At 61.2% G+C, this 25,165-nt stretch carries 20 protein-coding genes and 1 pseudogene; 14 read left to right on the top strand and 7 right to left on the bottom strand.

The window, feature by feature from the left end:
- Positions 1-426: 426 nt before the first annotated feature.
- Positions 427-561, top strand: a pseudogene (locus EH240_RS32640) (IS256 family transposase); the annotation flags it as partial.
- Between the two features lie 452 nt (positions 562-1,013).
- On the opposite strand, the gene EH240_RS32635 reads toward EH240_RS32640, so the two are convergent.
- Positions 1,014-1,574, bottom strand: coding sequence for an EF-hand domain-containing protein (locus EH240_RS32635; RefSeq protein WP_245436618.1), 561 nt, complete (start codon positions 1,572-1,574; stop codon positions 1,014-1,016).
- A 53-nt stretch (positions 1,575-1,627) separates the two neighbouring features.
- On the opposite strand from EH240_RS32635, the gene EH240_RS40250 reads away from it, so the two are divergent.
- The 3 genes from EH240_RS40250 to EH240_RS32615 all read left to right on the top strand — a co-directional run bounded on the left by EH240_RS40250 (position 1,628) and on the right by EH240_RS32615 (position 5,466).
- Positions 1,628-1,756 (top strand): excalibur calcium-binding domain-containing protein, encoded by a 129-nt coding sequence (locus EH240_RS40250; RefSeq protein WP_125006264.1) that lies wholly within the window; start codon positions 1,628-1,630, stop codon positions 1,754-1,756.
- Between the two features lie 246 nt (positions 1,757-2,002).
- Positions 2,003-3,934, top strand: coding sequence for an adenylate/guanylate cyclase domain-containing protein (locus EH240_RS32625; protein ID WP_125006280.1), 1,932 nt, complete (start codon positions 2,003-2,005; stop codon positions 3,932-3,934).
- Positions 3,935-5,088: 1,154 nt separating this feature from the next.
- A complete protein-coding gene (locus EH240_RS32615; protein WP_125006262.1) occupies positions 5,089-5,466 on the top strand; it encodes a DUF2934 domain-containing protein in 378 nt (125 codons plus the stop codon).
- A gap of 10 nt (positions 5,467-5,476) precedes the next feature.
- On the opposite strand, the gene EH240_RS32610 is transcribed toward EH240_RS32615, so the two are convergent.
- Positions 5,477-5,980 (bottom strand): tyrosine-type recombinase/integrase, encoded by a 504-nt coding sequence (locus EH240_RS32610; protein ID WP_125006260.1) that lies wholly within the window; start codon positions 5,978-5,980, stop codon positions 5,477-5,479.
- A gap of 958 nt (positions 5,981-6,938) precedes the next feature.
- On the opposite strand from EH240_RS32610, the gene EH240_RS32600 reads away from it, so the two are divergent.
- The 7 genes from EH240_RS32600 to EH240_RS32570 all read left to right on the top strand — a co-directional run bounded on the left by EH240_RS32600 (position 6,939) and on the right by EH240_RS32570 (position 11,312).
- Positions 6,939-7,481, top strand: a complete 543-nt coding sequence (locus tag EH240_RS32600) for a sigma-70 family RNA polymerase sigma factor (protein ID WP_245436616.1) — start codon at positions 6,939-6,941, stop codon at positions 7,479-7,481.
- A gap of 38 nt (positions 7,482-7,519) precedes the next feature.
- Complete coding sequence (locus EH240_RS32595) at positions 7,520-8,317, top strand: anti-sigma factor family protein (RefSeq protein ID WP_245436614.1); 798 nt, start codon at positions 7,520-7,522, stop codon at positions 8,315-8,317.
- 366 nt (positions 8,318-8,683) lie between these two features.
- Entirely contained in the window at positions 8,684-8,935 is a 252-nt protein-coding gene (locus EH240_RS32590) for a DUF680 domain-containing protein (protein WP_125006256.1), read from the top strand.
- 60 nt (positions 8,936-8,995) lie between these two features.
- Positions 8,996-9,217, top strand: coding sequence for a DUF680 domain-containing protein (locus EH240_RS32585; protein WP_125006254.1), 222 nt, complete (start codon positions 8,996-8,998; stop codon positions 9,215-9,217).
- A gap of 73 nt (positions 9,218-9,290) precedes the next feature.
- Positions 9,291-10,262, top strand: coding sequence for an MBL fold metallo-hydrolase (locus EH240_RS32580; RefSeq protein WP_125006252.1), 972 nt, complete (start codon positions 9,291-9,293; stop codon positions 10,260-10,262).
- A 52-nt stretch (positions 10,263-10,314) separates the two neighbouring features.
- Entirely contained in the window at positions 10,315-10,755 is a 441-nt protein-coding gene (locus EH240_RS32575; RefSeq protein ID WP_245436620.1) for a tetratricopeptide repeat protein, read from the top strand.
- A 53-nt stretch (positions 10,756-10,808) separates the two neighbouring features.
- A complete protein-coding gene (locus tag EH240_RS32570; protein ID WP_125006248.1) occupies positions 10,809-11,312 on the top strand; it encodes a DoxX family membrane protein in 504 nt (167 codons plus the stop codon).
- A 216-nt stretch (positions 11,313-11,528) separates the two neighbouring features.
- On the opposite strand, the gene EH240_RS32565 is transcribed toward EH240_RS32570, so the two are convergent.
- The 3 genes from EH240_RS32565 to EH240_RS32555 form a co-directional block, all read right to left on the bottom strand.
- On the bottom strand, positions 11,529-12,143 hold the full coding sequence (locus EH240_RS32565; RefSeq protein WP_125006246.1) for a class I SAM-dependent methyltransferase: 615 nt from the start codon (positions 12,141-12,143) through the stop codon (positions 11,529-11,531).
- Between the two features lie 124 nt (positions 12,144-12,267).
- Positions 12,268-12,585 (bottom strand): YMGG-like glycine zipper-containing protein, encoded by a 318-nt coding sequence (locus EH240_RS32560; protein ID WP_059189005.1) that lies wholly within the window; start codon positions 12,583-12,585, stop codon positions 12,268-12,270.
- Between the two features lie 811 nt (positions 12,586-13,396).
- The gene (locus EH240_RS32555; RefSeq protein ID WP_125006244.1) at positions 13,397-13,675 is read right to left on the bottom strand and encodes a type II toxin-antitoxin system HicB family antitoxin; all 279 of its coding nucleotides are present in this window, start codon (positions 13,673-13,675) and stop codon (positions 13,397-13,399) included.
- Between the two features lie 335 nt (positions 13,676-14,010).
- On the opposite strand from EH240_RS32555, the gene EH240_RS32550 reads away from it, so the two are divergent.
- Positions 14,011-15,729: an adenylate/guanylate cyclase domain-containing protein gene (locus EH240_RS32550; RefSeq protein ID WP_125006242.1), complete on the top strand. Its 1,719-nt coding sequence runs from the start codon at positions 14,011-14,013 to the stop codon at positions 15,727-15,729.
- A 317-nt stretch (positions 15,730-16,046) separates the two neighbouring features.
- Here the strand turns inward: EH240_RS32550 and EH240_RS32545 are convergent, their stop codons facing one another.
- Complete coding sequence (locus tag EH240_RS32545) at positions 16,047-17,201, bottom strand: sulfite oxidase (protein ID WP_125006274.1); 1,155 nt, start codon at positions 17,199-17,201, stop codon at positions 16,047-16,049.
- 508 nt (positions 17,202-17,709) lie between these two features.
- On the opposite strand from EH240_RS32545, the gene EH240_RS32540 reads away from it, so the two are divergent.
- Both EH240_RS32540 and EH240_RS32535 read left to right on the top strand, forming a co-directional pair.
- Entirely contained in the window at positions 17,710-18,732 is a 1,023-nt protein-coding gene (locus EH240_RS32540; protein ID WP_125006272.1) for an aminopeptidase, read from the top strand.
- A 413-nt stretch (positions 18,733-19,145) separates the two neighbouring features.
- Positions 19,146-22,538, top strand: coding sequence for an AAA family ATPase (locus EH240_RS32535; RefSeq protein ID WP_125006240.1), 3,393 nt, complete (start codon positions 19,146-19,148; stop codon positions 22,536-22,538).
- Positions 22,539-22,841: 303 nt separating this feature from the next.
- Here the strand turns inward: EH240_RS32535 and EH240_RS32530 are convergent.
- On the bottom strand, positions 22,842-25,165 hold a 2,324-nt coding region (locus EH240_RS32530; protein ID WP_206075364.1), incomplete at its 5' end, for an adenylate cyclase.

Raw genomic sequence — 25,165 nt, 5'->3', positions numbered from 1 at the left:
CCGCGCAAGCACAAATCCGGCTGACTCGACACAGGGCTTGGCAGAGAACGTTTAGAAGCTCCCGCTTTTGATTGCGGAGGCTTGCCTTGCCCCTGGTAGGCACGCCTTGTCGGGGTGCGAAGCTCAGGACGTCAATCTTGTGCTATCCCGCAACCTTGAAATGGCCCACTCTCTGGTCCCGCAGCTGCGCCTTGGCTTTCCGGACGATAAGCGAAGGTCCGCTCCCGAAAAGTGTCGGGAGTATCTGGAAATTGGCGCACCCGCGACCCCGAGCGCGGTCGCCGGTAATGGTGTCGCTCGACAGTAGCGAAGCCGCACTCGATCGCGCTCCCGATAGCGCCGTAGCGAGCTAGCGGCTGTGCGGTGGTCATCGACAGTTCACCGGTAAGGTCGGACTACTGACACTCAGATTCAACGGAACCATCGATCACCGACGACATGATGAACCTGCGCGCGCTCGTGGAGAAGACTCCGGATTCCGACCTCTTGCGCAAGATGATTGGCTTTGCCGCCGAGCGGCTGATAGAGCTGGAGTTTGGCACCGCCACCGGCGCCGCTTATGTCAGTTTCGTTCAGCTGGCAACCAAAGGCAGCAATGTGCTGACGTTAGTCGACTCCTGATCGGCAAACGCTCCAGCGATGTTTCTGACGTACCACCAGGCAAAGCTGGAAGTTCGCAACGGAGAGGCGTTGTGGACGGGTGAAGGATCTTCAGGATGCCGAAGCCGAACTCGTCATGGCCATGACGCGCGACGGCCAAAGCGTACGCGACATCGCCGCTGCACTTGGTTTATTTGAAAGCAATTCAGCCGTCGACCGGCAAGTCTTGAATTGCAGGTGTCCCACTGTCCCGCTCGCTAGACAGTGGGACAGTGGGACAGCCGCGCCTCGATGCTGCGGGCTATAAAGGAGCGACGGGTTTCTGCGACCTCGCAACGATGACGATGCCGACCAAGGATACGAGGAACAGTCTTGAATGACGATGGTGCCGGCTGGCGCGACCCCTCCCGGTTCTACTCCGCATCCTTGTTGCCGGCTCCATGGAAGAAGGATTGGATTTCCTCCATGTCGACGCTGCCATCTCCGTTCTCGTCGACGGCGTTGAAGATCCGTCCGATGAAATCCTGAACCTCGGTCTGCGAAAGCGCGCCATCGCCGTCGGCGTCGACTATGGCAAACATTATTCGCATCTTTGCGCCATGCATCATCTTGGCTCCCATACCGCCGTGGCCTCCCGTCATCCGCCGCCCTTCAGGCGGGCCCATTCTGTAGTCCCGATGCCACCGGTCGCGACCACGCCGCTCGGCATGGGGACCCGGATCCTCCTGCATTCTCTCCATCATCATCTCATCCATCATCTGGCGCATCATTTTACGCATAGAGTCTTGGGTTTGTCCGGTCTCTTCGGGCGGCTGTTCGGGACCATGATCCTGTGCCTTTACCGCGGGTACAGGTGTTCCGCTCGACTCGGCCAGCGCGGGCGAGCCCAACATGATCAACACAGCGGCAACTGCCGCGGTTTTGCTCGGAAGGGTCATCGTGTTCTCCTGTGGGTGAATGGCATCGCCGATCATGTCGGCATCCAAGCAAACCCGCAGCTGACCGCCTGGTTCCTGCCGTTTCGCTGATGATCCTCGCTGACGAGAATGAGCAACTAGCGCCAGACGCGGACTTCGACAGCGCCCCGAACAGCAAACGGCAGGACGCCAAGCTCGACCGCGACAAGGACGGCATACCATGTGAGAGTCTGTGTTGATGGGGAGTACGCACAACACTGCTCAGCTTGGCGTCAATGGGGCCGGAAGCGGATTGTCAGCTTTCAGAATGACTGGGCAAGAAAGCCGACCCTTGCGTCCAGCGTAGTGCGGATCGCTGTGCGCTAGAAGCGTCCTTTCCGACCACCGGGGCTAATGAACGACCTTCTGGCCTTAGCGGGGCAGGCCTCTCGTCAGGGCGCTGCGTTAGGTGTACCATTTTAGCCATGTTGGGTCCGGGGCCGATGATGATCGTCCCTCCATTGAACCGGAAATTGCTGGCTATCCTTGCAGCGGATATGGTCGGCTATTCAAAGGCGATGGAGATTGACGAAGCTGGTACCATCGGACGCCTGAGAGCTATCCGGGCCGATGTAACCGATACGGCGATCGCTCTGCACCACGGTCGAATTGTCAAGCTGTTAGGGGATGGTGCACTTGTCGTGTTCGACAGCGTGGTCGATGCGGTGATCTGCGCAGCGGAAATTCAAAAAGCTGTAGCCGCGCGCAATGCAGGAATGCCGGAGCCTCAGCGCATTGTCTTCCGTATCGGGATCAATCTGGGCGATGTGGCGCTGGTGGACGATGATGTCTATGGCGATGGCGTCAATGTCGCCGCGCGGTTGCAGCAACTCGCTGAGCCGGGCGGCGTGCTCATATCGGGCACGGCCTTTGACCATCTGCAGGGCAAGCTTGATTGGTCCCTCGATTTCGCTGGCGAGCAACAAGTCAAGAATATCAGCCGTCCGGTGCGAATGTACCGGCTAAGGCTCGATGGCAAGCGGCCGCGCTGGACCTTACGCAAGGCGATACCGCGCTGGACCAGGACGGCTGCGGCGGCCATCGTGCTATTTGCTCTGCTGGGCGGCGGCGGGACATGGTGGTTCTTTCAGCCTGCGCCACTGGGGGCCAAGCCGTCGATCGCGGTGCTGCCCTTCAATAATTATGGCGGCGACGAGGCCACCGGGCGTTTGGCCGATGGCCTCACCGAGGACATCATCACCGATCTCGCGCAGTTTCCCGAACTCGACGTCGTGGCACGCAATTCGACGCAAGCGTACAAAGGCAAGTCGCTGGATGTGCGCCAGGTCGCGAGTGCGCTCGACGTCGGCTATGTGCTGGAAGGCTCGATCCAGCGCCTGGCCGGTCGGCTGCGGATCACCGCGCAGTTGATCGATGCAAAAACCGGCAACCATCTGTGGTCGGAGCGATGGGATCGGCCTGCTGAAGACGTATTCGCCGTTCAAACCGAGATCGCCGAGCAGGTCACCAACCGTCTCGGCAACGGCGTGGGGCTGATTCAGGGAGCGGGGCGGGCTGCAGCGAAGCGTAAACGGCCGGACAACTTGACTGTCTATGATTACTATCTGCTCGGAACCGAAAGGATTGAAAAGATTACCGTAGCGGATGAGGAGGAGGCCATCACGTTGCTCAACCTCGCTGTCGAGCTGGACCCGGGGTTCGCCCGCGCCTGGGTGGAACTTTATCATGCTCATAACATATTGGCTGGCTTCGGTATCAATCCCGAGAGCGAGATCAAGGCGGCTGCCGATGTGGCCGAACGCGCGGTGCGGCTCGATCCGAGCGACGCCGAGGCGCACGCCGTTTTTGGCATGAGCCTCAAAGACAAGGGCGACAACGCCCGCGCCAAAGTCGAGCTGGACACGGCCCTCCGCCTCGCTCCGGGTTCGGCCGAAATCCTGACATTCTATTCCGGCTTTGCGGCAGGCTTCGACGAACCCGAACGCGGCGCTCAGTTGGTCGACCAAGTTATACGGCTCGACCCGAATTACCCGATGTGGGCAACTGGTTTCTACTCCACTGCCTATTTTATGGCTGGCCACTATGAGGACGCCTTGAAGATGCTGGAGCGCAAGACACCCGATAACTACGGCAAATGGGGTTGGGTGGTCCGTAGCAGCTCCTTTGCGGCTCTGGGTCGAATCGATGAGGCGAATGCTTCGGTCAGGGAAACCCTCAAACGGTATCCGGACCTGACCGTCGAGGGCATGGTCAATGATTTCAGCTTGAGCAAGACGGAGCGCGGTCGTTTCATCGAGACAATGCCGCTCGCCGGCTTCCCGCTTTGCGCCAAGCCCGAGGCGCTGGCAGAGCTCGCCAAACCAGTGCGACTACCGGAATGCGAGACGAGGGAGGCGCAGCCTCTCGGGCAGCCATAGAACAAGCTCGGCGGAAAAGGGAGACGTGAGCCGCTGATCGCCCCGGTATGTTGCGTTCACCGATGGAGCCCACCGCCGTTTGCGGAGCGGACATTACGGTCGGCGTGAGCATTGTCGTGACCTGCGCAACCGCGACCTCTAGCATGGTCATGGGCAATGTCCGGTCTCGTGCGGAGGTAAAGTTGACCTCAACGGCCGACATGAGGGCGCAAAGCGGCCATTCGTGTCCTGGCCAATTGAGCCTTTTTTTGGATCAGAGCGACCTTCGACGGATGTTGACGCTCCTAAGTCGGTGCTCGCCGCCCCACCCCCGGCTTGGGCTCGCCTTCTAGTCCATCGAAGCTGTAAGAAGCACGGGACGGGAGTGCGTTAGGTCCTTCATTCCTGTTGCGTCGAATAGTTGGGCAAGCGGATCGCCTACGTTATGGCACCGTGAAACAAATTGCATAACAACCAATACAAAAAGATCAACCATTTCAATATTCTAAGCATGAAGTCGAAAGACGCTCTCTCTGCCAACTGCAACGTAGTGGGTCACGCCCGAATACGCTCGAACTCAAGAACAAATATGAGTTCGTCCTGTCGGGGGGATCGGCGGTAACGAACCTGCGACTCCAACCCCCGATGGAGTCCCCTGCCCGACCATCTGCCGCTTGGCTCGATATCGAAGATATGAGCTGATTAGACCCCCTCCTGCTCTGCAGCGCGGTAGACTCCGTAGCCAACTTTGATGAGCAGGCCCTCGTTGCACATTCGGGATAGATAGCAGCGGGGAATGCCGATATTCGTGGGATCGTGGGTTCGCACGACCCCTCGTTCTTGGGCGAGCGTGACTGACCGCTGCCTCAGAGATAGTTTTGGGCCGCCGGCCAATCGGTTGCGCTCCGCGCGCTCGCGATCAGGCTTGCGGATCATCACGGTGGGCTGCGGCGCAGATTTGAAAGGGATCGGCAGCTCATAGTTCGCAGTTTCGTTCGGCCCGGGAGCCAACTTACACGCTTAACGCGTTGTTATTTTTAGATGTTTCTGATATTGGAAGCCGGCTTCCCCACTTTCCCTCCCCGCTTTCGTTTCCCGATCGAAATCTCCCTTCCATTTGCTGGATCATTCCGCCGTGCTCCGCGTTGATGGAAATCCCAACAAGGAGCATCACGATGAGCGGCGACCGGCACCAAAGAATTCAGCAGCGAGCTTACGAGATTTGGGAACGCGAAGGCGGCGTGCACGGCGACCCAGAAAGGCATTGGCATCAAGCTGAAGCCGAAATTGACGGCGAAGACCCATTGCAGAATGGCCAGGCCGCCACTGAACCAAGTGCCGTTGGAGCGACAGTGTTATCCGGCAAGGCAAAGAAGCCGCGGCGCAGCGAGATCGCCAGCTCAGACGTTTTGACGGTGGAATCATTGGCGATGCGCACCGGGATAACGCCCGAGCAAGCCCAAGACCTTATCGACAGGCTTGGGAACGACCGCGCAGCGATCGAAGAGGCTGCACGGAGCCTAGCCGTGGGGCAACCGGATTTCAGTAAGTAGCAAGCAGAGGCTAGTTTCTAGTATCTCTGACTGCCATGTACGCATCAAGCGGTCGATCGATGTCGGTCACCTTGAGCGCCACGATCTCCGACACCCGCAACCCGGCCCCGTAGGCCGTGCCGAGGGCGGCCTTGTACTTCGGACCCGGTGCGGCTTCGAGCAACCGCGCCACCTCCTCAACGCTCAAAACCAGCGGCAGCTTGCGCGGCTGGCGGACGACGGTGAGACGGCGGGAAAGATCGGGCCGGTCGAGCGTTACGGTGAAGAAGAAGCGCAGTGCCGAGACCGCGCTGTTGATGCCCGGCGGCCGCATGCCGGCCTGGGTCTGGTGCAACTGGAAACGGCGAAGATCCTCAGCCGTCGCGGTATCAGGCGATCGCCCGATAAAGGCTGCGAATGCCTTCACGCAATGGATATAGTTACGGCGCGTATCCTCGGTGAAACCGCGCAGGGACATGTCTTCGATCATGCGCTCGCGAAGCGGGCTGCCGGATGGGTGCGAAGGGACGGTCATCGGATGCTCCTCTCAAGCTGAAGGTTGACACTTCATGCTCGGAGGCCGATGGCCGTCCGTCACCCCTGATCGATCACAACCTCACCGGCGATGCCGACAAACCGCACACCTCGAAATCCGCGCCCTCCCGCGCGAGCGGGTTCGTATCGTGGCGCTTTGCCAATCCGCAGCGTCTCGCCCGATAGATATTCCTGCGCGACCTGACGCTTAAACTCGATGCTGTGTGTGCGATATCTTGCCATGGTTCTCTCTTCGAAAACCCGACAAGACTGGTCAATCCCTCAAGCCGATCTGTCCACCCTCAGGGGCGCACTCCAAAACAGGGTCCTCATTCCATGAAAAATCACAATTGAAAACATTCGAGACAGTGCCGCGTGAAACTCCGGCGACTCTCCCCGCGTCGGCTAAGGCGACGGTCCCGGCAGTGTCTGAACCGGACTGCCGATATTGCGGCTAAACTGCCTTCAAGGCTGCCGTCGCCCCGGGCCAAATCCATTGCCCTAAAAAAATGGGGTATCCGGGAATAAACCGCCGGCTGCCTTGGTCTTCCATGCATACGCTGCTGGTTGACGCTGAAGGAACACCACACTGCAAGCCCCTATATTGACGAGCACGAGGGCATCGGCCAATCCATTCCCGAGCTTCCTTGAGAGCAATGGGTTTTCCGTCTGTGGCAGGCTGGCTCCGCGCCTGTTCACCGTGAGATGGTGCGCCGAGCAGGCTCGAGAAGGCCTGGCGCCGCATCCAGATCCTCTTAGTGAACACGGTAATGCCTGTAGCCGAAGAACGCATCCGTGTGGATGCATCGTTGCGGCCCGGTGTGTGATTGACATCGATGAGACATTTACCTTCACATTCACCGCAGCTGGCGACCCGGCATATTCCTGCCGGGTTCGCTCGCAAGGAACCCTCCTCGCCTCATGTGCATTCAAGGCGCGGCGCATATGACGGTGCACCCATGCTGAGCAGCAATGCGCAGGCCGACCGCTTCGGCGAAGTGGTCATGCCTCATCTGGCCGACGCACTTTCACTTGCCCGTTGGCTGACCGGCAATGCCACCGACGCCGAAGATGTCGTGCAGGACGCCTGCATAAAAGCACATGCCAGCATCGCCAGCTATGCCGGCGGCAATGCACGAGCGTGGCTGCTCACCATCGTTCGCAACTCCTGTTATACTTGGCTGGCCCGCAATCGCCCGCGCAGTATCGTCTCGGTGGGCGACCTCGGCGATCTCGCCGAGATGAGCGCCGCTCATGCAGCCGATGTACTTGAAAGAGGAAGCCCGGAGGCGAGCCTGATCGCCAAGGCCGACCTCGCGGCCTTGGAAGCGGCGATCGCCGCCCTGCCGCAACCGTTTCGCGAGACACTCGTGCTGCGCGACATCAATGGCCTTGCCTACCGTGATATCGCGGCCATGCTGGGCGTGCCGATCGGCACCGTGATGTCGCGGCTGGCGCGGGCACGCGGCCTGCTGATCTTTGACCTTGGGAGGGCGCAATGAACGCGCACAATGACGGGTTGCCCGAGGACGCCGCAGGCATGAACCTGATGCTGCACGCGCTGATCGATGGCGAGCTTGACGCCGCCGCGGCGATGGCGGTCGAGCGGCGCATCGCCGCCGATCCCGGTCTGGCGGCCGAACATGCCCGCATCGTTGCCTTGCAAGGGGTTGTGAGTTCACTGCCGAAGCCGCAAGTCAGCGACGCCTTGAGCGCGCGCATCGCAGCCATGGCCGCAGCTGGCAATGCGGAGGTGCTACGGCCCAGAGCGCCAACGGCACAGGCGAAGACCAGTCGAAGGGGATGGGCGGCGCGCAGCTTTGGCTCATTCGATTGGCGTGCCATGGCGGCTTCAATCATGATCAGCGCGGTGCTGGCTAGTGGCGCGACCCAATGGGCGATGCAGCGAGCACCCGACAGTTTTGCCGCGGGCGTCGCCAACGGCCATCGTCGCGGCCTGCTGGCGACGAGCCCGGTTGATGTCGTCTCGTCGGACCGGCATACGGTAAAGCCTTGGCTCGACGGAAGGCTCGGGCTTTCGCCGCCCGCGCCAGACATGGCGAAAGACGGATTTGCGCTCATCGGCGGCAGAGTCGAGGTCATCGGCGGCCGGCCAGTGCCTGCGCTGGTGTATCGCCACCGTGAGCACCTGATCACTCTTGTCGCCGAGCCGCAAAATGCCGGTGCGGTAACCGAGCCAGTCGATCTTTCCGAGGGCGGCTTCTCGCTGGTGCAATGGAGCGATGGCGCATTCTCTTATTGGGCGATTTCCGACATGGAGCGGCCCGAACTAGACGATTTCGCGGCGCGCTTCCGCGCCGCCGCCGTGACCGGCTGATATCTGCCTTCAAAGATAGCCATCCAACGCGCCGCGATCGCTGCGCGCCAAGCTGACGGGCCCTGCCGGCCTAATCGTGCCGGCTTCGGACGCGACGCGCAAGCTGGCGGTTAATCTGTCAGCTTAACCTAATTCCAAATCCAAGTGCGGCAGGCCTCCTGAGCGCGCTCGCCAGTTCATTTCATCCATTCCATCGCCCGCGTGTTCGGGTCGCATAGTCCGGGCCCCGCCAACCGCAGGATTTCTGTAGTCCAAAAAATTTTCGTGGCAGCTCGGGAATAAAGCGAAGCCCCGCCGGGTCTTGCTTTGTAGCGGGGCCATTTTCCCAAGGCACGCATTTAACAAACAAAACAAGGAAACATCGAAATGAATAAGTTTGCATTCGGCGCATTCGCCATGCTGCTCGCAACCAACACTGCATTTGCAGGCAGTGACTACTACGGCTCCAACAACGCCAACCAGCCGGTCGCGACTGTCGACCACGCGTTCACCGCTTCGATCCGACCGTCCGGCACTCCGCGCCAGAATGGCGTCGACAGCCAGGCGATGACCGGACCCAGCCAAACGGTGCTCGACACTGTCGCCAGGCACAACCGCGACGGCATATGGGGCCGCTGATCGCGGTCCGGCAATCAACCCCCGAAAACATCTCAATTTTCGAAATCAGGAATTATCGACATGAAAAAGATCGCTCTTACCGCTGCCGCCATCCTCGTTGCGACGAGCAGCGCTTTCGCTGGCAGCGACCATTATGGCTCCAACAACGCCAACCAGCCGGTGGCCAATGTCGACAATTCTTACACAGCTTCGATCCGGAAGCCGGCCATGGCACAGCACAAGCTCAAGCTGACCACGAAGTCTGACGCCGACGAACCCGGGCAGGGCATCTGGGGTAATTGAGGTCCGCATTCAGGACGGGGGGTCGGGGTTGGCCCTCCTCCCTGGAAATCACCGCTTCCCACAGGAGATCACCATGTTCAACATGACACGCCGCACACTGCTTGGGTCCGCTGCCGCCGCTGCCGCCTTCGGCCTTGCCGGAAAGCTGGAATTCACCCGTCCCGCCTTCGCCGAAATGCCGGTCGAGCCGCTGATTGGCTTCTACAAATACAAGGTGGGCTCGCTCGAGGTCACCGCAGTCTATGACGGCATCTGGCGCAAGCCCCACGACCCGGCCTTCATCGAGGACGTATCGGTCGACGACACCAAGGCGGCGCTCGCCAAGGCGGGGCTGACCACCGACTTCATGCCGATCCCGCTCACCGTCGTGGTGCTCAAGATGAACGGCCGCACCATCATGATGGATGCCGGCTCCGGCGTCGGCCAGTGGCAGGCCAACGCCACGCATCTGCCGGCCAACATGAAGGCCGCCGGCATCGACTACAAGGCTATCGACACCATCATGATCTCGCATTTCCACCCCGACCATGTTTGGGGCTTGATGGACAAGGGCACCAACGCGCCGGTGTTCCCGAACGCCGAGCTCGTCGTCAACGCCACCGAATACAATTGGTGGACCGATCCCAGCCGGCTCGCCAAGCTGCCCGAAGGCCGCAAGCCGGCTGGCAAGCGAATCGCCGAAAACTTCCCGAAATGGAAGAACTGGAAGCTGGTCGAGGACGGCGCCGAAGTGGTGCGCGGCATCCGCATCATGGCGGCGCCCGGCCACACGCCCGGCCACTCCGTCTACCATGTCGACGCCGGCTCTGAGCAGTTCCTGGTCTCGGCCGACACCATGTACGTGCCGGCGCTGCTTGCGCCGCATCCGGAGTGGCAGGGTGCTTACGACCAGGACGGGCCGATGGCCATCGCCACGCGGCACAAGATCATCGATCAGGTGATCGCCGACAATGTCCGCATCTGCGGCTCGCACTTCCCGTTCCCCGGCACCGGCAGTTTCGTCAAGGACGGCAATGCCTACGCCTTCACCCCAACCCAGATCTGAATCGAATTCTGAGAAGAAAGCGACAACGCCAATGAAACACTTAACTTTCGCGATGCTCGGCGCCATTGCGGTGCTGACCGCGGTCCCGATCGCCATCGCCGTGCCGGCCTATGCCGTGGACGACATCGAAGGCGCCGACGCGCCGGACCTGACCGCCGTGAAGGCCAAGATTGACGCCAAGGACTATCACGGCGCGCTGGCCGACCTGCGCGACCTCGCGCAGGACATCCAGCAGGCCGACGTCTACAACCTGCTCGGCTTCACGCTGCGCAAGACCGGCGACTACCAGACCTCGCTTACCTACTACACCAAGGCGCTGGAGCTTAAGCCCGACCACAAAGCTGCCCATGAATATCTTGGCGAGCTCTACGTCGAGACCGGCGACATGGCCAAGGCCGAGGAACAGCTCGCCTCGCTGCAAAAGCTCTGCCCCGCGGGCTGCGAGGAGCGCGCGGACCTGCAAAAGGCCATCGACACCAAAGTGACAAAGTAAACCAGGCAGGCGCTGCACAGCGCCTGCCGCTTCCTTCCTTGCTGGAGCCAATCGTGACAACGACACAAATCGCTTCGAAATTACACCTTGGCGACTGGACCCTGCTTTCGGGTCGCCTGCTGCTCTCACTTCTCTTCGTACACGAAGGCCTTGAGCTGGCGAGCCACTTCGGCATTGCCGCAAAGGCCATGGCCGCGCTCGGCGTCAGCTCGCCGCTCCTCATCGCCACCATAACGCTGCAGTTGGGAGCCGGTCTGTTGGTCGGCCTCGGCTTGCTGACGCGTCTGGGCGCGGTCTCGCTCGGACTGTTCTGTCTTGCAACCGCCGCCCTGTTCCACACCAATTTCGCCAGCCAGAACGAATTGCTGCATTTCGAAAAGGATCTCGCCATAGCCGGCGGCATGTTCGCCCTCACCACAGCCGGCGCCGGTTCGATTTCCCTCGATAGAGCGCTGACTGGCTTGGTGAGGCGTCGGCAACGGGACAGAAAGACGGTTGGCGCGCTCGTAGCGGCGGGTCGCCCGTTGTCGTCGAGCGATATCAAGCTCCCATTCTGAAATCGGCCAATACGCCGGGTCTCCTATTAACCCGCCCGCCCGACGGCGCCCCACAAGCTACGTCGGAGGGACACCTGATGGCGCAAGCCGCCCGCGGCGTGTCGTTCATCGACGTCCGCTTATCGGCGCGGATAGGACCGCCCCTACCGACCGCAATTGAGGCGCATTGCAGTCGTTCGCAACGTGGATGCTGGAGATCGCCGATCGGCTCCGCAGTCACACCTTCTTTGCGAAGGCCCACACCATCAGCGGATATTCCTCGTCGTTGCTCAGATCCCGCCATACGCCATAGGGCCGCACCGGCCCGCCAATATGCGCCCTGGCGCAGGCCTTGTTGCCCCATCCCTGCACCTGGATGTTCTCCTCGGCGAAGCCGCCTTCGACCATCAATTGCTTGAGCCCCGCGGGCGTCCAGCGGTTATAGTCGTGCGGCCGCGCATGCACGCGAAACAGGAAAGGTGTGGCCACCATTGCCCAGCCGCCGGGCTTGGTCATGGCGTGGATATTGGCGGCGGCCGCCAGTGGCCGCCGCACGTGCTCCAGCACCTGATCGGCAATCACGATGGAATATTGCTCTTCGGTGCGGTCGCGGCAGATGTCGAAATCGGGAAAATCGACCGAGCGGTAGTTTGGGCACATTGCCCGCCAATAGCGGTTCCAACCGGGCGAGATCTCGATTACGTCGCGCGACTTACGGTTGGCCGCTTCTAGAAAAGCCGTGAAGGCTTCAATCTGGCGAATACGCAGCCAGTTGCGCGAGTCATAACCGATCAGCCGCTTCACCGCCTGCTTGCCACGGTGTTTTAGCGCGCCGGCAAGGCTCGTCGTCATTTCGACCTCCTCCGCAGCCCGCCGCCAAAAACGCTTCTACATCGAAAAGCGTACAAAACCATGATGCGAGGGAAGGAGGGAGCCGGCGCCGGTGCGCCGTCTCCCTCCCTAAGAGGCTCAGAGATTAATAGTCGCCGTTGTAGTAGCGATCGTCGCAGGGCGCGGTATAGATGCGGCCATAGCGGTCCTGATAGCGGCAGAGCTGCTCGCCGCGACGCTGCGGGGTAGTGGCGCTGCCGACCACGGCGCCGAGAAGCGCGCCGCTGGCCGCGCCGATCACCGTGCTCTTGGTATTGCCGCCGATCGCCTGGCCGACGAGCGCGCCGCCCGCGCCGCCGATGAGCGCGCCGGTGGTGGCCCGCTGCTGGCCCTCAGTTTGTGTCTCGCATCCGGCAAGCGCTGCGGTCATCAGCACCGCCACGAAAACTTTCTTGATAATCATCTCCAGAACTCCTTCGAAGCCCCAAAGATCAACTGAAACAGGGGCGTACCTGGCCGGAGTGGACTCGCATTGCGGCGGAACGGCGGCGCGCCTTCTCACGAACTGAGTCATGGTTTCCCGGCTGTTGAAGAGCATGGTCGCCAAAATGGAAAGACGGCGCGGACCAAACGTTCCGGCCTTTGGAGCAAAGCATCAAAGGTGGCATGGATGCCCAGCCTGCGGGGAGAGCGACGGGCGTTCTTCGACTGGCAGTGGCTATGCCGCTGAAGGATCAACCACGAAGTCATAACTCACGGTCGCGCTGATCAGTTCCTTATTCGGCTGGCTCGGCAGGCCTTCTAGCAAGCGCACGATCGATATGGTTGATCTGCTCGCGCACGGCCGGCAGATTGGTAATCCGCGTCGGACGAGTGATGCACTTCATGGCGGGCCGGTCGGGACAGACAAAATATTCGCCGGCGAATGATGTTCACAAGGAATCTCTGCTTTAGAAAAAGCTTAATTGCTGTATGTCAGTGTCCGCATACGGCTGGCGGGGGCCAGCCGAAGTTTGCGTTGGGGTTAGCGGCGTTGTCTCGCAACGCCGAAGGGCTGGGTAAAATGGAACTAGCGTTCACCGATGGCGAGTGCCAAGGCTGCGGCGGCACCGGCACGATGTTCGAATGCCCGAGGTGGCGAAGCTCTAACGGCCATTGCTGCCCGGCGGGGACGCATCAGCACAGATGTCCTGGGGTGAGCGTCCGCTGTATGGAGTGCGACGGGACGGGCGAGGCCATGCTGCGGCGCGCCAAGGGACACGCGAAGCTCACAGCTAGCTCAGCCGCCGCGGTAACTGTCTTGCAGCCTTCAGACGCACCTGGATAGTGGTGAGTGCGTCTTTGTCGGTCATCGCGTGCTCGGGCGAAGCCGGCTCCGGAATGCGTTCGCCGTCCTCTAGAAGCCCCTCCACATGAAAGGCAAGCGCCTGCTCGGCGAGCCGACGCACTTCGGCAATTGTCAGGCCGGCCGTGACGACACCGGGGAAGTCGGGAAAAGATACCCCGAAGTCGCTGTCGTTATCTTTGTAGATCACCCCGACGTATCGGCGCATGCCTTCACCTATTGGTCAAAGTCTAACGCTTGGTACCCGACAGGAAAGACCAATTCCGACCCCGTCGGACACCTTCCTTCAACGACGTCATACGGCAGGTCCTGAGCCAAAGGGGGCACAGTCCGGTTGCGAGGCAGCTGCCGCGAACAAGCGGAGGGATAGGTGGGACTCGCTCGTCAGTGGCGCTGCGGCAGGTGAGCCAAGGCGTCGCGCGAGCCATAGTCTCAAGAGGCGTGATCTGTGGTATAGAGGCCGGTGAGGGCACGCCGGGAGCGCCGGTCCCTACCTGCCTCGGGCGTGCGGCTTGCCTGTCGCGAACCTTCACTGAGGCTTACATGGAGCGGAAGCTCTCTGCCATCCTTGCCATCGATGTCGTCGGGTACTCGGCGCTCATGGAGGCGGATGAGGCCGGCACCTTCGACCGGCTGAAACGTGGCCGCAAAGAGCTGTTCGAGCCGGAGATCGCGACGCGACACGGGCGAATCTTCAAGTTAATGGGCGACGGCCTGCTGGCGGAGTTCGGCAGCGTCGTGGATGCGGTCGAATGCGCGGTCACGCTTCAGCGCGGCATGGCAGAGCGTAACGCGAGCGTCGCCGAAGACCAGCGCTTCGAAGTCCGGATCGGAATCAACCTTGGAGAAGTGATCGTCGAAGGGGACGATCGCTATGGCGAGGGCGTGAACGTGGCGTCGCGCCTCCAACAACTCGCCGAGCCCGGTGGCATCTGCGTTTCAGAGAAGGTGTCCAAGGAGGTCAGGCAGAAGTTGGCGTTTGCGTTCGAGCCCATGGGCGAGCAGCGGGTGAAGAATATAGCCGAGCCGATATACTGCTATCGTGTGAACCTGCAGCTTCCGAGAGCCGCTCCGGTCGGCCGACTGGTATCGCTGGAATTGCCCGACAGGCCCTCGATCGCGGTCTTGCCTTTTACCAACATGAGCAACGATCCGGAGCAGGAAACCTTTGTCGACGGCTTGACCGAAGACCTGATCACCGATCTCTCTCGCTGCGCCGGCCTCTTCGTCATCGCTCGCAACTCGACCTTTGCTTACAAGGGGCGGCCGGTCGATGTGCGTTTGGCCGCGCGTGATCTTGGGGTGCGCTATGTGGTTGAAGGCAGCGCCCGGCGCGCCGCCGGGCGCGTGCGCATCAATGCGCAGCTGATCGACGCGGTCGGCGGCGATCATATCTGGGCCGAGCGCTACGACAGCAGCCTCGAGGATATCTTTGCAGTGCAGGACGAAGTCACGGCCAAGATCGTCGAAGCCCTTGTCGGCCGATTGGCCGGACAGCCGGCGCGCAAACGGCCGACGAGTCTCGAAGCCTATGACCTCTGCGTCCGAGCCCGCGGCGTCAGTTTTCAGACCGGGTTAGGCGCGCGGGAAGCGCGCATGCTCCTGGAAAAGGCGATCGGACTCGATCCCGACTATGCCGAAGCACATAGCTTGCTGGCCCTCAATCTTTGGCTCGGCTGGCTGTTCTGGAACGAGCCGAAGGAAACCAACAAGCCTCGCGCGCTCGCGGAAGCGCAGCGGGCAGTGGCGCTCGACCCTAACGATGCCGGGAACCGCTGGGGGCTGGGCATCATACTTGGTCACGAACGGCGTTTCGCAGAATCGGATGCTGAGTTCGAGGCGACCTTCAAGCTCGATCCCAATCATGCCGATGCCTGGGCGATGCGCTCGGATCTCATCACCTTAAGGGGCGACGCGGTCAAGGGCGTCGAATTCGTGAAGCGGGCGTTGCGGCTCAATCCGCACCCTCCGGGGTGGTACTATTGGATGGCGGGCCAAGCCTATTATGCGCTCGGCGACTATCAATCTGCGGTCGATGCCTTACGCAAGCCGGAAACCTACCGCACCACGTCGCGGCGCATGCTAGCGGCAGCCCTCGCGCAGCTCGGGCGCCTTGATGAAGCCCGTCAAGAGGCGGAATTCTTCCTGATGAGCGATCCTCATTTCAGCATCAGGCACTGGGCAACATCGCAGCCATTCGACGACGAGGAAGTGCTCCAGCGCTTCGTCGAAGGCTACCGCAAGGCTGGCCTTCCCGACTAAAGAGCGCACCGCTTTGGAACGCTGGCTTGCTCTCGTCAGGACATAGGCTCGTCTTTTGGCTATGAGGGCGATGCCCGTGGGTTCAATCGGTCAACGTCCGTCGATGGCGCAACTCGCGCCTGGGCCGCCAACGAGCCATGGCCACCTGCTGCGCAAAACCGTGCGCAGCGTTCCGTACGCCACCTCTATCGACCTAATCAATCATTTCTGCGACCGCACCGCCTGCTGCACATTGGCTATGCCCACAGCGTAACGGGTCGCACACAATTCGGTCGCCACACAGCTTTCCAGGCTGCTCCGCTCGCGGCGCCGAGCCGTCAACTGACCTGAATACGGCGGGTCACCTGTCCGTTGCTCTCCCAATAGGTGTGTTTCTTGGCAATCCACGGATCGCTCATTGCCGGCTGAATGTTGCCGCTCTTATCGATCGCGCGCGAGGTGACGGTGTGCTCCCCGGTGGAAGGCTTGGGCCAGTCCAGAGACCACATCTTCCAGGCAAACTCCGCCTCTTCGGTGCCGTCCACGGTCGCCTGCATCCACGGCCCATCGTCGATCTTCACCTCGACCCGGTCGATCGGCGCACCCCAGGCGGCTCCAACGATCCGATAATCGCTGCCGATATGAGTCACCCGAGCCGGCGCCGATTTGAGGCGCGCCCGTCCCACGGACGTTTCTACCCACACGGTCTCGCCGTTATGGTCTTCCTCGCGGAGCGTGACGTAGTCGCGTCCCATGAACCGGTTCTCGAAGCGCTGGTCGCGCACCTCGATGCGCTTGAGCCATTTCGCGTTTGCGACCCCGTACCAGCCGGGCGCTATCAGCCGAACCGGGAAGCCGTTATCGGGCGGCAAGGTAGTTCCGTTCATCTCGTAGCAAAGGATGTTTTTTGGATCCATGGCGTCGGCGAGCGACATGCTGCGCGCGAAGTTCTGCTTGAACGTAACGTCATCGGCCCGCTTGATCTCGCCTTCGTCGGCGGCCCAGAAGACGACCTCGATGCCGCTGTCGAGGACGCCGGCCTCCTTCAGGATCGGGGCAAGTGGCGTGCCCGCCCAGCGCGCATTACCGATGCCGCCGTTGAAAAACGGGAGGCCGGTATTGCCCGAACATTCGACCGTGAAGGTGACTTCCTGGCGCAGCCTGGCCTTGATGTCGGCGAGCGTCAGCGCCATCGGCTTTTTGACCAGGCCGCCGATTTCGAGCTTCCACGCGCTTTCGTCGATGACCGGCCTGTTGAAATGCGCGATTGAAAAGAACTTGTCGTTTGGCGTTACCCAGGAATCGAGGTCTTCCCAGACGAGCTGGTTTTTGATGACCTCTGGCACCGGGTTCGGCGGCAACTGATCGGTCCATTTGACAACTTCCTCGCCGGACCGCGTCGGAAAAGAGTAGGCCCGCGAGGCATGGAAAGCGGCGATTGCAGCAAGAGCCGCGCTTCCTTGAATAAGTTCTCTGCGTTGAAGATGAGGCATGCTGTTTTCCCTCCCAGTTGATCCGGAACGGGCTGCAGCGTCCTTTTGAGCCGCAGCCTGGTCACGGACAGGCGCATAATGAATGACGGCCCCATCCGGATGTCCGGACAGGTCAGGCAATCAGCGAGGCATCTCAAGCATGTGAAGCATTGGACGAAACTCTACTCGGGTTTCGTCGTTGGGAGAGTGCGCCTTTGAAGTTGAAGTGTCCACAACTTGGACGGGATAGTGACTTTGACTTTGCCTATTCGTGCTGGTCTCCCGGTTCCGCCGAAAGCCGGAGCTTCTCGGATCGCTATCGAGCGGGATGGCAACTTCCGGACTATTGGTCTGGAGTGGGACCGGCTGCCGAAGTCGAAAGTCCGACCCGCTGCCCCCTCAGCATCTTGACGAAAATTGGTGCGCCTGTTTGAGACACTGGGGCAATCGGGACATTTGCTCCGTGCGGAGATGAGCAAGCGGTGGGCAAGCTGTGAAGCGCGTTTTTCGATGGCTTGCCGCGGTGACCATGGCGTCCGGTGTGACCGGTTGCACAAGCATTTCCTACTACGCGCAGTCGTTGGAGGGTCACGTGCAGATCATGGCGGCGCGCGAAAATGTTGGAAAACTGATCGATGATCCTTCGACGCCTGAGGCATTGCGCACCAAGTTGACGTCGGCGGGCAGCATACGACAGTTTGCGTCAGATGAACTGGCACTGCCCGAAAACAATAGCTACCGCAGCTATGTCGACATCGGTCGGGACGCTGTGACCTGGGCCGTTTTTGCCGCGCCGCAATTCTCCCTGATGCCACGAACATGGTGCTTTCCGGTTTTCGGATGCGTTCCGTACCAGGGTTACTTTGCTCGGAAATCTGCGACTGAAAGCGCTGTCGAACTTCATAGACAGGGGCTCGACGTCTATGTCACAGGCGTCACTGCATATTCCACACTGGGCTGGTCCAGTGACCCGCTGCTAAGCACCATGCTCCGTCAGGATGACACGTATCTCGCAAGCCTCATTTTTCATGAGCTGGCGCATCAGCGCATCTATGTCGATGACGACTCAGCATTCAATGAGGCCTTCGCAGTTGCTGTCGAAACCACCGGTGTAAGGAAATGGCTCCGCGCAGTTGGCGATCACGCCGGATTGCGCCGCTACGAAGCCGATCGCAAGCGCAGCGCCGATTTTCTCGGACTGGTGTCGAAAACCCGGGACGAGTTAAGGCAGGTCTATGAAAGCTTCCGTACCTCGGAGCAGATGGCGGCTGCCAAGACAGCCGCGATCGACAAGCTGCGGATGCGCTACCGGCAAATGCGCGACAAGCGCTGGGCCGGATACCGGGGATACGACGCCTGGTTCGATGCCCGGATCAACAACGCACAGCTCGCCGCGACTGCTGTCTACGGCGAACAGGTTCCGGCGTTTCTTCGGTTGTTCGACTTGTGCTCCAGCGATTATCCAAGGTTCTACGCTTCTGTTCGACGGATTGCGAATATGCAGAAACCTTCCCGTGCCGAAGCGCTCAAGGCTGTCGCTACGTGTGATTGACTTCAACAAGCAGGGAGCCCGGTCTCTGGAATGCTCCGATGGGGCCGTCAGCGGACCGGCAGCTGCTAGCGTCGAAAAAGCGATAGCAGACATACAACCAAGTAGAGCGAAGTCTCTGAACGGACGCCAATGACAGCCACGGGTCGAGCCATCGCGCAAAGGACACTTTGAGGGTAGCGCCATGAAAGTTGCCTCTTGGGGCGAGTGCGACCACCAGGGCCGTATTCGTGGCGCTGTCAGGCAAACGTTGCCTAGGCGCGCTGCTGACCCTTGTCTGCCCCTGCCGTTGGGAAGCCTACCGCAAGCCCGCGACCCAACGTCCGAACATCGCAGAAGGGTTTCGCTAGTGCCGCTCAGACGCTTTTGGAGTATGCTACAGAACCTTGCGCTCCGAGTATTGCGGAGAAAGAGCCATGGACGTCGGTGCCTGGCTGCGCGACCAAAAACTGGGACAGTACGAGGAAGCGTTCCGCCAAAACGATATCGATGACGAAGTCCTCAGAGATCTTTCCGCCGAGGATCTGATTGGGCTCGGCGTCGCTTCACTAGGGCACCGCCGCAAACTGCTTGCTGCCATCGCCGCGCTGCGCGAGACCGATTGGCAAACGACCAGCCCAGCCAGGAATGCATCTATCGCACCCAGACCTATGTCACTCCCGGAGGCGGAGCGCCGCCAGCTCACTGTGATGTTTGCCGACCTGGTTGGCTCGACTGCGCTTTCATCACGACTCGATCCAGAGGAAATGGGCGAACTGCTGCGCGGCTATCAAGGCGCGGTGGCGGGTGCGATTGCGCGGTTCGAAGGTCATATTGCCAAGTACATGGGCGATGGCATGCTCGCCTACTTCGGCTATCCGCGCGCTCACGAGGATGAGGCCGAACGGGCGGTGCGGGCGGGGCTTGCAGCCGTCGAGGCAGTACGGGGTCTGCAACCAGTGCACGGCGCGACGCTTCAAGCCCGCGTCGGGATCGCCACAGGTCTGGTGGTTGTCGGTGAACTGATTGGTGAAGGTGCGGCGCGTGAGGAGACGGTAGTCGGCGACACGCCCAATCTCGCAGCGCGTCTGCAAAGTCTGGCCGAGCCCGGAACTGTGGTTGTTGGAGCCCGCACCCGGCAGTTGATCGGTGGCTTGTTCGATCTCGCCGAACTCGGCCTCCACCCGCTAAGGGGTTTTCCTGCTTCCGTACGCGCTTGGCGTGTGCTTGGGGAAAGCGCTGCGGAAAGCCGTTTCGAAGCCATGCGCGGGGCGGGCCTCACCCCGCTAATTGGCCGTGAGCATGAGATCGAGCTCCTGCTCAAGCACTGGGAAGCAGTCAAAGAGGGCGAAGGCCAGGTTGTGCTGCTAGCCGGCGAGCCTGGCATCGGCAAGTCACGCCTCGTTCGTGCCCTGCGCCGGCGGCTAGAAAGCGAACCACATACGACTGTAAATCACTACTGCTCGCCGTACCATCAGGCCAGCCCGCTTCATCCGGTGATCGGTCTTCTGGAGCGGGCGGCTGGGTTCGCAGCAGACGACTCTCCCGGAGTGAGACTGGATAAACTCGAGACGCTGCTAGCGCTTTCGACCGAAGATGTCGCCGGCGTGGTCCCGCTGCTCGCGGCGCTGCTGTCGCTTCCAGCAGACGACCGCTATCCGCCGTTGGAGCTGAGCCCGCATCGGCAGAAGGAGCGGACGCTGGAGGCATTGGTCGATCAGCTCATTGGGCTCGCGGCGCGCCAGCCCGTCCTGGCCGTCTACGAGGACGTTCATTGGGCAGATCCGACCTCGATGGAGCTGCTGGATCTTGTGATTGACCGCGTGCAGGGCTCGCCGGTGATGGTGCTCATCACATTCCGCCCTGAGTTCCTGCAACCGTGGATGCACTATCCTCATGTCACCGCACTGACGCTTAGTCGTTTGAGCCGACGGCAAGGCGCAGCGATGGTCGAGCGCGTGACTGGCGGCAGGGCGTTGCCTACCGAAGTGCTCAACCAGATCGTCGCAAAAACCGACGGCGTGCCGCTTTTTGTGGAAGAGCTGACGCGGGCCGTGATCGAGACCAACCTATTAAAGGACGAGGGCGATCACTACGCTCTCGCCAGTCCCCTGTCGGCCATAGCGATCCCCACTACGCTTCAGGAGTCGTTATTGGCCCGGCTCGACCGACTTGCCCCCGCCAGAGAGGTGGCGCAGGTGGCGGCCGCAATCGGACGAGAATTCTCGCACGAGTTGCTCGCGGCTGCCGTGCCGCTGCCGACCAGCGAGGTGGAGCGAGCATTGGACGACCTCATTGCGTCGGGATTGGTGTTCCGCCACGGGATTTCGCCGCAGGCGACCTACAGTTTTAAGCATGCGCTCGTGCGCGACGCTGCCTACGCGACCCTTGTGCGCTCGAAACGACAGCGGTTGCATGCGGGAATCGCCAATGCAATCGAGCAGCGATTCCCAGAAACGGTCCAATCGCAACCCGAACTTCTAGCCCAGCACTACACCGAGGCGGGGCTGCCAGAACCAGCGATCAACTATTGGCTCAGAGCCGGGCAAGCGGAGATTGCTCGCTCCGCAACAGAGGAAGCGATTACCCATCTGACAAGAGGGCTGGAGCTGCTTGAAGCGCTATCCGATGATGCCACTCGATGGCGGCAGGAACTCGAATTGCAAGTCGCCCTTGGCGTCGCGTTGATGACTGCGAAGGGCTGGGCAGCGCCGGAAGTCGGGCGGGCCAACGCACGAGCGCGCGAATTATGCGAGCGGCTCGGTGACACAAATCGGCTATTCCCTGTCCTCTACGGGGACTGGGTGTTCCACGTCGTGCGGGCGGAGCTGGAGGCGGGCCGGAAGGCAGGAGAGGAACTGCTGCGTCGTGCGCGGGAACAACAGGATTTGGCCGCTGAGGTCGTCGGCAACCGCATCGTCGGAACCGATGCCTTCCTTCGCGGCGAGGTCACAATTGCCCGTGAAAATCTCGAGCGATCGCTCGCCCTTTACGATCCACAGCGAGATCGCTCTCTCGCGTTCCTGTTCGCGCAGGACCCTCGGGTGGCGGGGCTGTCTGTCCTGTCCTGGGCTCTGTTAGCTCTCGGCCATCCCGAGCAGGCCCAAGCCAGGAGCAACGAGGCGTTGGCGGACGCTCGGGAACTATCCCACCGCAATACGCTGGGTTACGCGCTGCTTTACGGCTGCATCCTGTCCCAACTACGCGGCGACTGGCGAGAAGCCCGGGAACGGGCGGATTCACTGATCACGCTCGCCAGAGCACAAGGGTCTCCGCACTTCCTCGGGGTAGGTATGGTCGTTCGAGGCTGGACGCTTGGAGAGACGGGCGAATTGCAGGCGGCCATTGCGCAGATTCGGGAAGGCATAGCGTCCTGGCAGATGACTGGCGCCGGTTTCCTGGTTCCATTCTTTCTAAGCTTGCTCGCGCACGTCGAAACTCAGGCCGGCGGGGCGAAGAAGGGCCTGGACTTGCTCACCGATGGGCTAGGCCGGGTGCGTGAAACTGGCGAGCGGTGGTTCGAGGCGGAGCTGCATCGGCTAACAGGCGAACTGATGCTGCAATTGCCCACTGTTGATCGGGCCAAGGTCGAGGCACGGTTCAGGCACGCAGCCGCAATAGCGCGACGGCAACGCGCTGACTTGTGGGAGTTGCGGGCGATAACCAGCTTAGCCCGACTGTGGATCGAGGAGAATCGGGGCGGTGAAGCTCATGTTCTGCTCGCGGCACTCTACAGCAAGTTTACCGAAGGATTCGCCACATCGGACCTGCAATTGGCGCAACGGGTACTTTGCGACGCCGGCGATTGCACTGATGGCCGACCGATTTGATACGAAATTGGGCTTCGTCGCGCCCAGAACTCAAGGCTGGCGGACCTGCGAGAGCCTAGCGGCCAAGGTCGGAAAATGTGAAGGGTTACGGATGCCGGCCTTCTGTGAGAGGCGGCGTGCGCTGGGGCCGGCGGCCGTAACCCTTCACAAGAGCTGACATGAGCGGTTGAAGAGATCGGTCGTCACCTAGGCTCCGAACCGAACATTGGAGGTCTTCAATTTGAGGCACGTGCGCCTCTCTGCTGTTCCGACCGAATCGGTTCCACCGACCACTGACTGACCACATTTCGCGAATGGCTCTCTTCAAAGCTCGGTCAGCAATGCCTTGGCCTCCCTCAGAATGGGCGTATCGAAACCTTCAGTGAACCACCCGTAGGTCGATCCGAGGAGATTGCGGGCTGCATCGCCCTTGCCCTGGTTGCACCAGAGCCGGGCGAGACTGACCGCCGCGCGCAATTCCAAGAGCTTTGTTTCCTGCCCCTCGGCGATGTTCAGGGCATTGCGGTAGAATACCTCAGCCGCGTCGGAATGCACCTGCCGCAGCAGTAGCTGGCCTTTGTGCCTGTTCAGTTCCGCCGCCAGCCAAAGCTCACTGGTCCTTTCAGCAAATTGCAAGGCCTCGTCCAGTACGGTCGAGCCCTCTTCTATTTGCCCGGCGATCTCACATGCCATGGCTAGGAGGGCGAGACAGTAAGGCATCCACACTCCCGCTCCGGTGGCGCGGTAAGCGGTCAAACCCTGGCGGAGGAGCAACATCCCCTCCGTTACATCGCCTTTCTTGACGGTGCTCCAGCCGTGAAAGATGGTTCCCAGCGCATGCCAATAGGGGAAACCCTGCTCAGCCGCCACCGCAAGCAACTCGTCTATCCGTTTATCCAAGGCTTGAATATCTCCGACTAGCAACAGCGGCATAGCGCCGAGAATTAAGCTCGTGGCTAAAGTCGGCGGATGCGCCAGCCCCCGAGCCTCAACGACCGCTGCGTTGCTTCGCGCCAACCCCTGGTCGGGCAACCCGAGGCAGAAAAGAACTTTCCCTAGATACGATTGCGAGACGACTGCAGGGTGAAGTGCGGCTTGTTGGATAAGCAAGCAGTGGGCGACTGGATCATAAAGCGCCAATCCCGCCTCAAGATGCGATCGAGATGCCGCGAATTTGCCGCGATACAGCAGGGTTCTACCAGCGGACAGGTGGCCCAGAACGAGGCCGGCGGGGTCATTGCGCTCCCGACTTAGACGCAGCAAATCCTCGTCAAAGCGGTGGGCCAGGTCGAGTTCGCCGCGGAATGCGTGATAGCGAGACTGCCCGAAGGGAACCCGCAGGAACTCCGAAGGGGAACCCAGTCGGTCCCACAGTTCTCGTGCACGTGCATAGGCATGCCCGGTTTCCGGCGCGGCAGAGCCTTTGGTGGTTGTTAAGACCGCACCGAGAGCACTGTAAAATTCGAGCTCTTGTCGCTGTCGTTCGTTGTTGTCCGGAAGCAGCGCGAGCTGATCCAGCGCCTTTTGGAATTGCGCGGCCGCTTCCGCCATCGCTGACCGAGCGGCGGAGCTATGACCGGCCCTCGCCCAATATTGGACGGATTGTTCAACGAGCCCGGCTTCGGCATAATGGTGCGCGAATATTTCAGGCGGGCTGTCCGTCAGCTCCGGGGAATGGGCCTCGAGCGATTGGGCGATTTGCGCGTGCAACTGCTGGCGCCTGCCGCGCAGCAGCGTGCTGTATGCAGCGTCCTGAACCAGCGCGTGTTTGAAGAGGTAGGTGGCTAGCGGCGGCACGCCCCGGCGGAACACGAGACCGGCGCCGACGAGCTGATCCAATGCGGCGTTCAGATCGGCCTTGTTCCGCTGTGCGACTGCTGCCAGCAATTCGTAGGAGAACTCCCGGCCAACAGCGGCGCCAACCTGTGCGACCTCCTTAGCGGCCGAGCCTAGCCGATCGAGCCGCGCCATCAGCGAGGCATGCAGCGTGGCTGGCACGTTTAACGCGGTCCCAGCAGCTCGTGAGAGCACGATGCCGGCGTTGCCGCCTTCCAGCACCGCTTTGGTCAGCTCCTCGACCAACAGCGGCACCCCATCGGTGCGTTCGATGATCTCCGCGACAACATCGCTCGGCAGGTCTCCGGTGCCGACGACCCGCTGGACCAGCGCGGCGCCCTCACGACGATCGAGCCGATTGAGGGCAAGCATCGTGACGTGCGCCTGCCCGATCCACGGCGATTGAAACTCGGGACGGAAAGTCACGAGAAGCAACACGGGCAGGCGCGGCACCCGCTCAATTACCAGGTCGAGCAGCTCGCGCGAGCTTGGGTCGATCCAATGCACATCCTCGAACAGCATCAGCACCGGAGCTTGTCGCGCCAGGTCCTCGAGTTGCTTAAGCAGTGCCTCGAAGGTCTTCTCCTTCTTACGCTGAGGCGTCAGCTGGACGGGCGCGAAGCGTCCCTCGGTCGGCAACGAGAGCAGCTCGGCCAGCAGCGCTCCGTCCTCCGACGAGGTCGGGGCGAGCAGTGCCGCCAACTTCTCCAGCTTCCTCTCAGGCGTATCGTCGCGCTCGAACCCAGCGGCGCGTCCAAGCTGCGCTATAGTGGGATGGAGCGCGCTGTCCTGGTGGTGCGGGGAGCAGAAAT

Source organism: Mesorhizobium tamadayense, from assembly GCF_003863365.1.
Taxonomy (GTDB): Bacteria; Pseudomonadota; Alphaproteobacteria; order Rhizobiales; family Rhizobiaceae; genus Mesorhizobium; species Mesorhizobium tamadayense.
Note: the sequence above shows the minus strand (reverse complement) of the source record. Positions and strands in the feature narration are given on the sequence as shown.